This window comes from Brachybacterium rhamnosum, assembly GCF_039526185.1.
GTDB lineage: Bacteria > Actinomycetota > Actinomycetes > Actinomycetales > Dermabacteraceae > Brachybacterium > Brachybacterium rhamnosum.
The window spans coordinates 21,996-35,289 of the sequence record NZ_BAAAIS010000003.1; the positions used below are offsets into that span (position 1 = coordinate 21,996).

Consider the following 13,294-nt stretch of genomic DNA (forward strand, 5'->3'; position numbering starts at 1 on the left):
GCGGGTCAGACGGCGCGCACCACGAGGACGCCCGGGCCGTCGAGCCCCGTCACACCGACGCCGCCGGCCCCTCCGACGTCGGCCCCGTCGGCCTCACGGAGCGGCGCGCCGAAGCGGGCGAGCACCTCGCCAGCGACGGGGAGCACCGCACTGCCCTCACCCCGATGGGCGAGCACGGCGACGTCGCCCCGTCGCAGGAGCACCGTCTCCTCGGCGAGCACCTCGACGCCCGTCTCCCGCAGATCGGGGTCGCGCAGGGCGGGCAGGTCGCGACGCAGGCCGATCAGCGTGCGGTACCAGACGAGCATCCGTGCGTGCTCGTCCCGGGAGCGCTCCTCCCAGCGCAGGATCGAGGCGGTGAAGGTCGCGCGGTCCTGAGGGTCGGGGACCTCCTCCGCCCAGCCCATCCGCGAGAACTCCTCGGTGCGGCCCGCGGTGACGAGCCGCCCCAGCTCCTCGTCGTGGTCGGTGACATAGGCGAAGGGGGTCGAGGCGGCCCACTCCTCACCCTGGAAGAGCATCGGGGTGCCCGGTCCCAGGAGGATCAGCGCGGCCGCCGCGGCATGGCGCCGGGGGTCCAGGCCGTGATGGACGCGGTCCCCGGCGGCGCGGTTGCCCACCTGGTCGTGGTCCTGGAGGAAGGTGACGAAGGAGTGGGCGTCGTAGTCCGTCGAGGCCGGGTCGACGGGCGCGCCCCAGTCCTGTCCGCGGAAGCTCGAGTAGCCGCCGTCGTGGAGGAACACCCTCGTCAGGACCGTCGCGAGCACCTCGGCGGAGCCGAAGTCCCCGTAGTAGCCCTCCCGCTCCCCGGTGATCCAGGCGTGGACGCCGTGGTGGACGTCGTCCGCCCACTGCATGTCCATGCCGAGGCCGCCGTTCGCGACGGGGCTCACGGTCGCCGGGTCGTTGCGGTCGGACTCGGCGATCAGGAGCAGGGGACGTCCGGTCTCGCGCTCCCAGCCCTCCACGGCGAGCGCGAGCTCGGCGAGGAAGGGGAGCGCGGAGTCGTCGTGGAGCTCGTGCACGGCGTCCAGCCGCAGTCCGTCCAGGCCCATCCCCACGAGCCACTGGCGGGCGGCACCGATCAGGAACGCCCGGACCTCCGGCGACCCCGGCTGGTCGAGGTTCACGGCCTCGCCCCAGGGCGTGTGGTGGCGATCGGTGAAGTAGGGGCCCTGCAGGCCGAGGTAGTTCCCGGCGGGCCCCAGGTGGTTGAGCACCACGTCGAGCAGCACGGCGATGCCGCGCCGGTGGGCGGCGGCGACGAAGCGGGCGAGGGCCTCCGGGCCTCCGTAGGCGGCGTGCACCGCGTAGAGCCCCACGCCGTCGTAGCCCCAGCCGCGGTCACCGGGGAAGGCCGCGAGCGGCATGAGCTCGACCGCGTCCACCCCGAGCTCCACGAGCTCGTCCAGGCGCCCGATCGCGGAGTCCAGGGTCCCGCCGCGGCCGTCCGGCCCGGGGGTGAAGGTCCCCACGTGCAGCTCGTACAGGACACGACCCCGCAGCGGGCGCCCCTCCCAGGGAGAGCCCTCGGCGGCGAGGGCGCCGAGCGCGGCGAGGTCGACGACCTCGCTCTCGCCGTGGACGCCGTCGGGCTGGGACAGCGAGCGCGGATCGGGGATCCACGGTCCGTCCCCGTCCAGCCGGAAGGCGTAGCGCTCGCCGGGGCGGGCGGGGGAGCCCGGCAGCGTGTGCCAGCCCCGCTCGTCCCGCCGCAGGGACGAGACCTCGCCGTCGCGGCGGATCTCGACGTGCTCGGCCGACGGCGCCCAGATCGCATGGCCCCCGGCGAGCTCGTGGGAGACGGGCGGCGGCGTGCGGGTCATCGTCCCGCCCCCTCCGTCTCGCGGACCAGCAGGGCGACGGGCAGCTCCTCGAGCAGCTCCCGCAGCGGCACGAGGCCGCCGTCCGTCGACCGACCGCTGAGCAGATCCCGCCAGCGGCCCTCGGGCAGGGAGAGCCGCGCATCGCCCCAGCCTCCGCGCTGGGCGAGACCGTGCGCGAGGCGCGTGGCGACCGTGACCGCCTCGAGGGGTCCCTCGTCGACGCCCCGGCCGAAGGCGACCGCGTGGGAGGTGGTGGTCGGCAGCGGGCGGTAGGCGGCGTGGCGGCCGGCGAAGAGCTCCGGCCGCTCCCGGCGCAGGCCCAGCGCGCGGTGCGTGAGCCAGAGCTTCTCGTCGCCGACGCCGTCGGCGCCGGCGCCCTCGATCATCCTCTCGAGCCGCGCCGCGTGGGCCTCATGGTCGACGGGCCGACGGTTGTCGGGATCCACGAGGGACAGGTCCACGGTCTCGTTGCCCTGGTAGACGTCCGGCACGCCCGGCATCGTGAGCTGGACGAGCTTCTGGCCCAGGATGGCGGCCCGCTGGGCGGGGAGGGTCCGGCGGGTCCAGTCGGTGAGGACGGCGTCCACCTCGGGGGAGGCGAGCGCCGCCCGTGCGAGGTCCTGGACCTCCTGCTCGTAACCGGGATCCGGCTCGGTCCAGCTGGTGCGGGTCTTCGCCTCGCGCATCGCCTTCTCGAGGTAGCCGGAGAGGCGCTCCTCGGTGATCCGCGGCGCGTCCGACCCGGGCAGGTCCCAGCACGCCGCGAGCACCTGCCACAGCAGCAGCGCGATCGCGCCGTCCACCCGGTCGCCGCGCGAACCGGCGGTCGCCTGCTCGAGCGCCTGCACCGTCAGGGCCCAGTCGAGCGGTGCCTCCGTGAGCACCGCGAGCCGCGCGCGCACGTCCTCGCTGCGCTTCGTGTCATGGGTGGACAGCGTGGTCATGGAGTCCGGGCGGGTGCGGACCATCATCAGGGCGTGGTCGTGGAGGTCGTCCGGCTCCACCCCGATCCGGTCCGGGTCCGCGCCGACCTCCGTGACGGGCAGGAAGCGCGGGTAGCGGTAGAAGGCGGTGTCCTCGTGCGCCTTCGCGTGGACGGGCCCGCAGGTCTGCGCGAAGCGCACCACCACCTCGGCGCGGTCGGCGCTCGCCGTGCGTCCCGCGCTGCCCACCTCGTCGCCGCACACCAGGGCGACGACGAGCTCGAGCGCCGCGACGACGTCCTCGTCGTCCCCGAGCACGAGCCGTGCCCGCGCGGCGGCGTGCTCGATCACGGCCCGCTCGGCGCCCGGCGCAGGCTCCCCGGGCACGATGTACGCGCGATAGCGGTCCATCGAGCCCAGCAGCGCGACGACGACCTTCTGGAGGTTGCGCCGGGTCGTGTCGCGCAGGCGGATGTCCTCCTGGCAGATCCGGTGGATGAGGGAGGTGAGCCGTTCGATCTCCGCCCACAGGCTCGTGGACACGACGAGCCGGGTCGACTCCTCCGCGACCTGGTCGAAGCTGCGCTGGTCGCCGGTCATCCGCTGCCAGAGCTGGGTGAGCCCGAGCGCCCCGCGCGGGTCGTGGAACAGCCCGCCCACCCGCCACAGGGCGTCGTAGCCCGTCGTCCCGTCGCACGGCATGTCCCCGGGCAGGGTCTCCTCGCCCTCGAGGATCTTCTCCACGACCGTCCAGGCGGCCCCGCTCGCCGCCTCGAGGTCCCGCAGGTACCCGCGGGGGTCCGCGAGGCCGTCGGGGTGGTCGATGCGGTAGCCGTCGATCACGCCCTCGCCCTGCAGCCGCAGCAGCGTCGCGTGCGTGGCCTCGAAGACCTCGGGCAGCTCGACCCGGATCGCGGCGAGGGTGTCGACGTCGAAGAAGCGCCGGTAGTTCAGCTCGTCGTCCGCGACCTTCCAGTACGCGAGGCGGTACCACTGGCGCTCGAGGAGATCGGCGAGGCCCAGGTGCTCGGTGCCCGCGGCGAGCGGCAGGACGTGGTCGAAGTAGTGCAGCACCTGCTCCTCACGGGCGGTGCCGTCGCCCCGGGGGATCATCGCGGTGCCGACGGAGAGCTCGCCGTCGGCGAGCACGGAGCCGATGGGCCGCCCGAGCACGGGCACGAGGATCCCCTGCCCGGCGGGGTCGAGGTCGAACCAGTCGGCGAAGGAGGAGGCGGGGCCGTCCCGCAGCACGGACCACAGGGCGTGGTTGTGCCAGATCGGCGTCGGGATCGCCATGTGGTTGGGGACCACGTCGACGACCAGTCCCATGCCGTGGTCGTGGGCGGCGGCCGCGAGCCGGCGCAGCGCCTCCTCCCCGCCGATGTCCTCCGAGACCCGGCGGTGGTCGACGACGTCGTATCCGTGCATCGACCCGGGGGCGGCCTGCAGCACGGGGGAGCAGAACACGTGGCCCACCCCGAGCCGCGCGAGATAGGGCACGAGCGCGGCGGCCTCGTCGGCCGTGAACCCCGCGTGCATCTGGAGGCGGTAGGTCGAGGTGGGCGGGGCCGGACGGTCCACGGCGGGGACGGCTCCGGTGCGATGGGCGGTGGTCACGATGTGCCTCCCGGGGATCGATGGTCCGGCGGCTCCCCGGCCCGGTGCCGGGGAGCGCTCCTCAGCCGTGCTCGGTCGGTCTCAGCCCTGGTCCGTGCCGGCGGGGTCCTCGATCGCCGGCCGCATGAGCAGCAGCATCGAGTGCGGCGGGCGCGTGATGGTGGTCCCCGCGGCCAGCTCGGTGTCCACCTCGTCCTCACCGTCGGTGCCGAGCACGGTGGTCCACACGGGTCCGTGGTCCTCGCCCGGGAGCGTGAACTCGACCCCGTTGCCGGAGGCGTTGAACAGCAGCAGGGCGGAGTCGTCGACGATCTGGTCGCCGCGTGCATCGGGCTCCGGGATCGCCGAGCCGTTGAGGAACACCGTGAGGCACTTGTTCTCCGCGGCGTTCCAGTCCTCGTCCGTCATGGGGGCGCCGTCGGTGCCGATCCACTGCACGTCCGGGAGGCTCGAGGCGGAGCCCTCGCGCACCACTCCCTGCAGGAACCGCCGACGGCGGAAGATCGGGTGCTCGCGGCGCAGGGCGATCATGCGCTGCGTGAACCAGAGCATGTCCATCTGGTCCGGCTCGAGCTCCCAGTGCATCCAGGAGATCTCGTCGTCCTGGCAGTACGTGTTGTTGTTGCCGCCCTGGGTGCGGCCCATCTCGTCGCCGTGCAGGATCATCGGGACCCCCTGGCTGACGAGCAGCGTCGCCATGAGGTTCTTCGCGCGGCGCAGGCGGAGGTCGAGCACCGAGCGATCGTCCGTCGGCCCCTCCGCACCCGAGTTCCAGGAGCGGTTGTGGGACTCGCCGTCGTTCCCGCCCTCGCCGTTGGCCTCGTTGTGGCGCTCGTTGTAGGAGACGAGGTCGCGCAGCGTGAAGCCGTCGTGGGCGGTGACGAAGTTGATCGAGGCGATCGGGGTGCGCCCGGTGTGCTGGTAGAGGTCCGAGCTGCCGGCCAGCCGGGAGGAGAACTCGCCGATCATGCCCGCCTCGGAGCGATGGAAGTCGCGCACCGTGTCGCGGAAGCGGCCGTTCCACTCCGACCACAGCGGCGGGAAGCCGCCCACCTGGTAGCCGCCCTCGCCGAGGTCCCAGGGCTCCGCGATGAGCTTCACCTGGGAGATGACCGGGTCCTGCTGGATGATGTCGAAGAAGGCGGAGAGCCGGTCCACCTCGTGCAGCTCGCGGGCGAGCGTCGAGGCGAGGTCGAAGCGGAAGCCGTCCACGTGCATCTCGGTGACCCAGTAGCGCAGCGAGTCCATGATCAGCTGCAGCACGTGCGGGGTGCGCATGAGCAGCGAGTTCCCGGTGCCGGTGGTGTCGTAGTAGTGCGCCCTGTCCTCCTCCACGAGGCGGTAGTAGGACGCGTTGTCGATGCCGCGGAAGGACAGCGTGGGGCCCATGTGGTTGCCCTCCGCGGTGTGGTTGTAGACCACGTCGAGGATGACCTCGATGCCGGCCGCATGGAGGTTCTTGACCATGGTCTTGAACTCCTGGACCTGCTGGCCCCGGTCCCCGGCGTACGCGTACTCGTTGTGGGGCGCGAAGAAGCCGATGGTGTTGTAGCCCCAGTAGTTGCGCATCCCCTTCTCGACGAGGTGGCCGTCCTGCACGAACTGGTGCACGGGCATGAGCTCGACCGCGGTGACGCCGAGCTCGGTGAGGTGCTCGATGATCGCGGGGTGACCCATGGCGACGTAGGTGCCGCGGATCGACTCGTCGACGTCGGGGTGGAGCATCGTCAGGCCCTTGACGTGGGCCTCGTAGATCACCGTGTCGTGGTACTCGTGGGCGGGGGAGTGGTCGCTGCCCCAGTCGAAGTAGGGGGAGACGACGACCGAGTGCATCGTGTGCGCCGCGGAGTCCTCCGTGTTGCGCGCCTCGGGGTCCTCGAAGTCGTAGCTGTACAGCGAGGGATGGTTGCTGGCCATCCCCGAGATCGCCTTCGCGTACGGGTCCAGCAGGAGCTTGCTGGGATCGCAGCGCAGGCCGGCAGCGGGGTCGAAGGGGCCGTGCACGCGGTAGCCGTAGCGCTGCCCGGGCTGCACCGCGGGCAGGTAGACGTGCCAGACGAAGGCGTCGACCTCGGTGAGCTCGATGCGGGTCTCGGCGCCCGCGTCGTCGAGGAGGCACAGCTCCACGCGCTCGGCGGCCTCCGAGAACAGGGCGAAGTTGGTGCCGGAGCCGTCGAACGTGGCTCCCAGGGGATACGACTGACCGGGCCAGATCTGCATGGGCACAGGCTAGCGGCACGCGACCGGGGAACTCCCGTGAGCCGCACCCCTGGTCGGTTCCGCGCCCGAGTCGTGACCGAGGGAGGCGGGAAGAGGTCCGGGGACGACGAAGGCCCCGGCATGAGCCGGGGCCTTCGGATGGTGGGCGATACTGGGATCGAACCAGTGACCTCTTCCGTGTCAGGGAAGCGCGCTACCGCTGCGCCAATCGCCCGTTGCGCCCTGGGGCGCGGGGGAGGGATGGAGCGGACGACGGGACTCGAACCCGCGACCCTCACCTTGGCAAGGTGATGCTCTACCAACTGAGCCACGTCCGCACATCGGCCAGGCCGACGAAGAGCAACATTAGACCGACCTGCGGGTCGAGGCAAACCGAGACGCCCGGTCGTGGTCGAGGTCACCGTCCCGCGGCGAGGTCGCGCCTGCAGCGCGCCCGCGCAGTCCCCGCGGACCCGGCGAGCCCGCCTCCGGGAGGCATGTCGGGGCTCGACGGCGGCGACGACGGGAAGGGGTGCCGTGACGACGTAGGTCACATCGGATCTGGTCCGGACCTCGTCGAGGAGCGTGTAGGCTGTTCCAGGTCCGCTCGAGAGAGCAGGCCCCCGAGGGCGATTGGCGCAGGGGTAGCGCGCTTCCTTCACACGGAAGAGGTCACTGGTTCGATCCCAGTATCGCCCACGCAGGATCCCTGTGGATCCCGCACTGCGGACGTGGCTCAGTTGGTAGAGCATCACCTTGCCAAGGTGAGGGTCGCGGGTTCGAGTCCCGTCGTCCGCTCCACAGGGACGGCGCGCCCGACGAATCGTCGGACGCGCCGTCTCCGTATCGCGGGTGCACCGCACCCCGCGGTGGGTTGGCCGAGAGGCGAGGCAACGGCCTGCAAAGCCGTGTACACGGGTTCGAATCCCGTACCCACCTCCACCGCGTCCCCCGGGACGCGGAGCGGGCGATTGGCGCAGCGGTAGCGCGCTTCCCTGACACGGAAGAGGTCACTGGTTCGATCCCAGTATCGCCCACCGAGACGAGCCCCTGACCGGGAGACCCCCGGTCAGGGGCTTCTTCATGTCCCCGGGGAGATCGTCACGACGGCGCGGCGGCCAGGTCGGGGGACCGGCCGTCGGCGGCGAGGGACCGTGCCACGAAGCCCGAGACGAGCAGCTCGCGGACCGCGCCCGACAGCGCACCCAGGTCCGCGGCGGGGGCCGCGGCGGGGACCGCCACGCACTGCGGGATCCGCAGGAACGCGGGCTCGAGCAGGCGCCAGCCCGGGGCCTCCCGGAGCGCGGCCGTGAGCGGGTCCCGGATCCCCGTGATCACGTCGAGCGTCGGATCCTCGCCCGGCAGCGGGTGCTCGGGGAGGGGGACCAGCTCGGCGCCCTCGACCGTGCGCGCGAGATGCAGGTGCAGGGCGGAGCCCCTCTTGGCGCCGATGCGGAGCCCGGGGCGGTCGGCCTCCTCGGCGACCGTGGGCGGTGCGGCTTCCGGGACGGCGAAGCAGCCCTCGATCATCACGTAGGGATCCGTGAAGGCGAGCGTCCGGGACCGGTCGGGGTCGTGGGCGAGGAAGCCGAGATCCGCCGCGCCCGTCTCGAGAGCCTCCACGGCGTCACGGGCGGCGGTCACCGCCCGCAGCTCCACCGCTCGGCCGGAGCGCCGGCCGAGTTCCCGCGCGAGGTCCACGCTCACGCCGCGCGGGCTCTCCGGGTCGCCGTGCGCGAGCACCGCGTTGCCGAGGTTGATGACCGCGCGCAGCGGTGCGCCGTCCGCTCTCCGTCCGTCGTCCATGCCCTGACCCTAGGACGGGACCCCGGGACGGGACGAGCCCCGGACCTCGTGGAGGTCCGGGGCTCGCGGCGGAGCGGGGGCGGTCAGGCCCGCGCGGGGCCGTCCTCGGCTGACGGGTCCGCGTCGGCGGTCGGCTCCGCGGTCGCGGACGACGCCGCCTCCGCGGGGGCGCCGGCCGAGGTCGCCGGGCGGCCGTCGGTCAGACGCTTCGCGTCCTCCGGCGTCACCTCGACCACGGCCTCTACCGTGTGGAGGGCGAAGGGCTCGCCGTCGTGCTCGTCGATCGCGGACTCGATCGCGTCCTCGAGCACGTGCCGCGCGAGGCGGTTGCGGATCATGAGCGGGTCCTTCGACAGATCCTTCCAGATCGCCACGCACAGGAGCAGCATGACCAGGACGAACGGCAGCGAGGACACGATCGTGATGTTCTTCAGGCCGTTGAGGGCCTCGGCCGGCTCGTCACCGCCGGCCAGCAGCATGATCGCCGCGACGGCACCGGTCGCGACGCCCCAGAAGACGACCGCCTTGCGGGTGGGCTCCTCCGCACCGTGCTCGGAGAGGCCGCCCATGACGATGGAGGCGGAGTCCGCGCCGGTGATGAAGAAGATCGCCACGAGCACCACGGCCAGGACCATGAGGATGATGGTCACGAAGCCGGGGACGGGCAGCGCGTCGAGGGTCGAGAACAGGATCGTGTCGAAGTTGATGTCCGGCACGCCGTCCACGACCTTCGAGAGCATCGAGCCCTCGTCCTGGGCCCGCTCGGCGCGCTCCTGGATGCCGATCGCACCGCCGCCGAAGATCGAGAACCACAGCAGGGAGACGACCGACGGGACCAGCAGCACGCCGACCACGAACTGACGGATCGTGCGGCCACGGGAGATGCGGCCGATGAACAGGCCCACGAAGGGGCACCAGGAGACCCACCACGCCCAGTAGAAGACGGTCCAGCTGCTCATCCACTCGGCGAGCGACTCGTCACCGGCGGCCGCGGTGCGCGAGGCCATCTGCGGGAGCTGGTCGATGAAGCCGCCCACGGCGTTCGGGATGACGTTGAGGATGAAGAGGGTCGGGCCGCCGATGAAGACGATGACCGCGAGGACCACGGCGAGCACCATGTTGGTGTTGGAGAGGAGCTGGATGCCCTTCTCGATGCCGGAGACCGCGGAGGCCACGAAGCACGCGGTGAGGACCGCGATGATGAGGACGAGGACCGGGGAGGTCACCTTATCCATCAGGCCCGTGGAGGTGATGCCGCCGCCGATCTGGAGGGCGCCGAGGCCCAGGGAGCAGGCGGAGCCGAACAGCGTCGCGAGGATCGCGAGGATGTTGATGATCCGGCCGCCCACGCCCTCGGAGACCCGCTCGCCGAAGATCGAGGCGAACATCGCGGAGAACAGCTGCGCTCGGCCCAGGCGGTAGGTGCCGTAGGCCATGCCGAGCCCCACGATCGCGTACATGGCCCACGGGTACAGGGTCCAGTGGAAGAGCGTCGTGCCCATGGCGGTGGTCATCGCCTCGGGGGTCTGCCCCTCGACGGTGCCCGGCGGCGGGGACATGTAGAAGAACAGCGGCTCGCCCACCCCGTAGAAGATGAGGCCGATGCCCATGCCGGTCGCGAACATCATGGAGATCCACGAGGCGGTCTTGAACTGCGGCTCCTCGCCGTCACGGCCCAGCGGGATACGACCGAAGCGGGAGAACGCGACGACGAGCACGAAGATCGTGAAGACGGAGGCGGCGATCACGTACAGCCAGCCGAAGTTGCCGATGACGCCCGCGAGGGCGCTGTCCGCGACCGCGCCGAGGCCGGCGGGGGAGACGAGCCCCCAGATCACGAAGGCGATCGCGAGGACGGCGGCGACGCCGAACACGATGCGGTCGGTGCCCTGGGTGTGCTTCCGTCTGCGCCGTGGCTTCGCGTCGCGGAGATCGTCGAGGAGCTCCTTGGTCGTCTGTGTGTTCTGACTCATGGGGAACGTCGCCTCGGGCGGCCGCGATCGGGGATCGGCCGGAGGAGGGACGACTCCTTCCTGGGGTCGGGGATGTCGTTCCTGGCCACCATAGCGACGGCCGAAACGGTCAGAACCGGCGAAAAGGGAGGTCGGTCCGGTCCGGGGCATGTCTGACGTGCACCGATTCACCCCGAGGGGGTGATCCCGGTCTCATCGCTCCGGGCGTGGTGAGGTCCCCGTCGGCCCGGATCGGGGTCGTGGTCGGAGACGGTTCCCCGATACCATCGGCCGCGGAGCCGGCATCGTCGGCCGGCTCGACCCGCACACCAAGGAGCATCCCGTGGCCCAGATCGCCATCACCCTCGACGGTTCACCCCAGCGGATCGAGGAGGGGGCCACGGGCACGACGCTCTTCGAGGGCACCGCCTCGATCGTCGCGCTGCGCATCGACGGCGAGCTGCGCGACCTCGCCACGTCCCCCGCCGAGGGCCAGTCCGTCGAGGGCGTCGACATCTCGAGCCCGGACGGCCTCTCGATCCTGCGCCACAGCACCGCGCACGTGCTCGCGCAGGCCGTGCAGAAGGTCAACCCCGAGGCGAAGCTCGGCATCGGGCCGCCCATCACCGACGGCTTCTACTACGACTTCGACGTCGCCGAGCCCTTCACCCCCGAGTCGCTCAAGGCTCTCGAGAAGGAGATGGGCCGCATCGTCAAGGAGGGCCAGCGCTTCGTCCGTCGCGAGATCAGCGACGACGCCGCCCGCGCCGAGGAGGCCGCCGAGCCGTACAAGCTCGAGCTGATCGGCCTGAAGTCCACCGCCGACGACGCCGGCGAGGGCGCGAGCGTCGAGGTCGGCGCCGGCGGCCTGACCATGTACGACAACGTGAACCGGCGCGACGAGGTCGTCTGGACGGACCTCTGCCGCGGCCCCCACCTGCCCACCACCAAGCTGATCGGCAACGGCTTCGCGCTGACCCGCTCCGCCGCCGCCTACTGGCGCGGCAGCGAGAAGAACCCGATGCTGCAGCGCGTCTACGGCACCGCGTGGCCCACCAAGGACGAGCTCAAGGCGCACCAGCAGCGGATCGCCGAGGCCGAGCGGCGCGACCACCGCCGCCTGGGCAGCGAGCTGGACCTCTTCTCCTTCCCGGACGAGATCGGCTCGGGGCTGCCCGTGTTCCACCCCAAGGGCGCCATGATCAAGATGGAGATGGAGGACTACTCGCGCCGTCGCCACGTCGAGGCCGGCTACTCCTTCGTCTCCACCCCGCACATCACGAAGAAGAACCTCTTCGAGACCTCCCGCCACCTCGAGTGGTACGCCGAGGGCATGTACCCCCCGATGCACGTGGACGAGGAGGTGGACGGCGACGGCAACGTCACCAAGCAGGGCCAGGACTACTACCTCAAGCCCATGAACTGCCCGATGCACAACCTCGTCTACCGCTCCCGTGGGCGGTCCTACCGCGAGCTCCCGCTGCGGCTGTTCGAGTTCGGCAGCGTCTACCGCTATGAGAAGTCCGGCGTGGTGCACGGCCTGACCCGCGCCCGCGGCTTCACCCAGGACGACGCGCACATCTACACCACCCGCGAGCAGATGAAGGAGGAGCTGACGAGCCTGCTCGGCTTCGTGCTGGACCTCCTGCGCGACTACGGGCTCGACGACTTCTACCTCGAGCTCTCGACCCGCGACCCCGAGAAGTCCGTGGGCGACGACGCCACCTGGGAGGAGGCGACCCGCACCCTCGAGGAGGTCGCCACCGCGTCCGGGCTCGAGCTGGTCCCCGATCCGGGCGGCGCCGCCTTCTACGGCCCCAAGATCTCCGTCCAGGCGAAGGACGCGATCGGCCGCACCTGGCAGCTCTCCACGATCCAGCTCGACTTCTTCGAGCCGGAGCTGTTCGAGCTCGAGTACACGGCGACCGACGGCTCGCGCCAGCGGCCCGTGATGATCCACCGTGCGCTGTTCGGGTCGATCGAGCGCTTCTTCGGCGTGCTGCTGGAGCACTACGCCGGGGCGTTCCCGGTGTGGCTGTCCCCGGTGCAGGTGGTCGGGGTGCCCGTCGCCGCCGAGTACGCGCCCTACCTCGAGGAGGTCGCGACGAAGCTCCGTGAGCGCGGCGTGCGCGTCGTCGTCGACGACTCCGACGACCGCATGCAGAAGAAGATCCGCACGCACACCAAGGAGAAGGTCCCCTACCTGCTCATCGCCGGCGGCGAGGACCAGGAGAAGGGCGCGGTCTCCTTCCGCCTGCGCGACGGCAGCCAGGACAACGGCATCCCCGTCGACGAGGCCGTCGAGCGGATCGTCGCCGCGATCCGCGACAAGGCGCAGGTGTGAGCGAGGCCCCCGAGCCCTCCGTCGAGGACGCCCGCGGCTTCGCGGGCGTCCCCGACAGCACGCAGCGCCTGTGGACCCCGCACCGGATGGCGTACATCGGCGGCCAGGACAAGCCCGATGACCCGGACGACGCCGAGCAGTGCCCGTTCTGCTCCGCGCCGGGCCGCGACGACGAGGACGCCCTCATCGTCCACCGCGGCGAGGTCGCCTACGTGATCCTCAACCTGTACCCGTACAACACCGGTCACCTCCTCGTGTGCCCGTTCCGCCACGTCGCGGACTACACCGAGCTCACCGAGGCGGAGGTCGCGGAGGTCGCCGCGCTCACGCGGACCGCGATGCGCGTGGTGCGCGAGGTGTCGTCCCCGGCAGGGTTCAACCTCGGCATGAACCAGGGGGAGGTCGCCGGGGCGGGCATCGCCGCGCACCTGCACCAGCACGTCGTGCCGCGCTGGATGGGGGACGCGAACTTCCTCCCCGTCGTCGGCCGCACCAAGGCGCTGCCGATCCTGCTCGCGGACACCCGTGCGATGTACGCCGAGGCCTGGCCCGCCTGAGGGCCGGTCCCTCGGCGGGCAGGACCGGGCGCTGGGCTACGATGCGACAGGTCGACGGGCGCGCCGGGGG

7 protein-coding genes and 6 tRNA genes are annotated in these 13,294 nt (G+C 71.7%); 6 read left to right on the forward strand and 7 right to left on the reverse strand.

The window, feature by feature from the left end:
• Positions 1–5 precede the first annotated feature (5 nt).
• The 5 genes from treZ to ABD080_RS10225 form a co-directional block, all read right to left on the reverse strand.
• Entirely contained in the window at positions 6–1,826 is a 1,821-nt protein-coding gene (treZ, locus tag ABD080_RS10205; RefSeq protein WP_343904713.1) for a malto-oligosyltrehalose trehalohydrolase, read from the reverse strand.
• Positions 1,823–4,288, reverse strand: coding sequence for a malto-oligosyltrehalose synthase (gene treY, locus ABD080_RS10210; RefSeq protein ID WP_377827328.1), 2,466 nt, complete (start codon positions 4,286–4,288; stop codon positions 1,823–1,825). The genes treZ and treY overlap by 4 nt, the downstream gene beginning before the upstream one ends.
• A 159-nt stretch (positions 4,289–4,447) precedes the next feature.
• A complete protein-coding gene (gene glgX, locus ABD080_RS10215; RefSeq protein ID WP_343904717.1) occupies positions 4,448–6,586 on the reverse strand; it encodes a glycogen debranching protein GlgX in 2,139 nt (712 codons plus the stop codon).
• Positions 6,587–6,725: 139 nt separating this feature from the next.
• Positions 6,726–6,800 (reverse strand) — tRNA-Val (locus ABD080_RS10220).
• Positions 6,801–6,827: 27 nt separating this feature from the next.
• Positions 6,828–6,903: transfer RNA gene (locus tag ABD080_RS10225), tRNA-Gly, on the reverse strand.
• Positions 6,904–7,192: 289 nt separating this feature from the next.
• Between ABD080_RS10225 and ABD080_RS10230 the strand changes: the two genes are divergently transcribed.
• From ABD080_RS10230 to ABD080_RS10245, 4 genes are all read left to right on the forward strand, one after another.
• Positions 7,193–7,264: transfer RNA gene (locus ABD080_RS10230), tRNA-Val, on the forward strand.
• Positions 7,265–7,290: 26 nt separating this feature from the next.
• Positions 7,291–7,366: transfer RNA gene (locus tag ABD080_RS10235), tRNA-Gly, on the forward strand.
• 67 nt (positions 7,367–7,433) lie between these two features.
• A tRNA-Cys gene (locus ABD080_RS10240) sits at positions 7,434–7,507 on the forward strand.
• A gap of 23 nt (positions 7,508–7,530) precedes the next feature.
• Positions 7,531–7,602, forward strand: a tRNA-Val gene (locus ABD080_RS10245).
• Between the two features lie 64 nt (positions 7,603–7,666).
• On the opposite strand, the gene ABD080_RS10250 is transcribed toward ABD080_RS10245, so the two are convergent.
• Together ABD080_RS10250 and ABD080_RS10255 are read right to left on the reverse strand one after the other, a co-directional pair.
• Positions 7,667–8,371 carry a transporter substrate-binding domain-containing protein gene (locus ABD080_RS10250; protein ID WP_343904719.1) on the reverse strand — a complete coding sequence of 235 codons (705 nt, stop codon included), beginning with the start codon at positions 8,369–8,371 and terminating at the stop codon, positions 7,667–7,669.
• A gap of 83 nt (positions 8,372–8,454) precedes the next feature.
• Positions 8,455–10,344, reverse strand: a complete 1,890-nt coding sequence (locus ABD080_RS10255) for a BCCT family transporter (RefSeq protein ID WP_343904721.1) — start codon at positions 10,342–10,344, stop codon at positions 8,455–8,457.
• Positions 10,345–10,666: 322 nt separating this feature from the next.
• On the opposite strand from ABD080_RS10255, the gene thrS reads away from it, so the two are divergent.
• Entirely contained in the window at positions 10,667–12,667 is a 2,001-nt protein-coding gene (thrS, locus tag ABD080_RS10260; RefSeq protein ID WP_343904723.1) for a threonine--tRNA ligase, read from the forward strand.
• A complete protein-coding gene (locus ABD080_RS10265) occupies positions 12,664–13,224 on the forward strand; it encodes an HIT family protein (RefSeq protein ID WP_343904725.1) in 561 nt (186 codons plus the stop codon). The genes thrS and ABD080_RS10265 overlap by 4 nt, the downstream gene beginning before the upstream one ends.
• Positions 13,225–13,294 lie beyond the last annotated feature (70 nt).

Excerpts from the sequence above, each read along its gene's own strand:
- treZ (WP_343904713.1), bottom strand. The coding sequence starts at position 1,826 with ATGACCCGCACGCCGCCGCCCGTCTCCCACGAGCTCGCCGGGGGCCAT.
- treY (WP_377827328.1), bottom strand. The coding sequence starts at position 4,288 with ATGCACGCGGGGTTCACGGCCGACGAGGCCGCCGCGCTCGTGCCCTAT.
- glgX (WP_343904717.1), bottom strand. The coding sequence starts at position 6,586 with ATGCAGATCTGGCCCGGTCAGTCGTATCCCCTGGGAGCCACGTTCGAC.
- ABD080_RS10250 (WP_343904719.1), bottom strand. The coding sequence starts at position 8,371 with ATGGACGACGGACGGAGAGCGGACGGCGCACCGCTGCGCGCGGTCATC.
- ABD080_RS10255 (WP_343904721.1), bottom strand. The coding sequence starts at position 10,344 with ATGAGTCAGAACACACAGACGACCAAGGAGCTCCTCGACGATCTCCGC.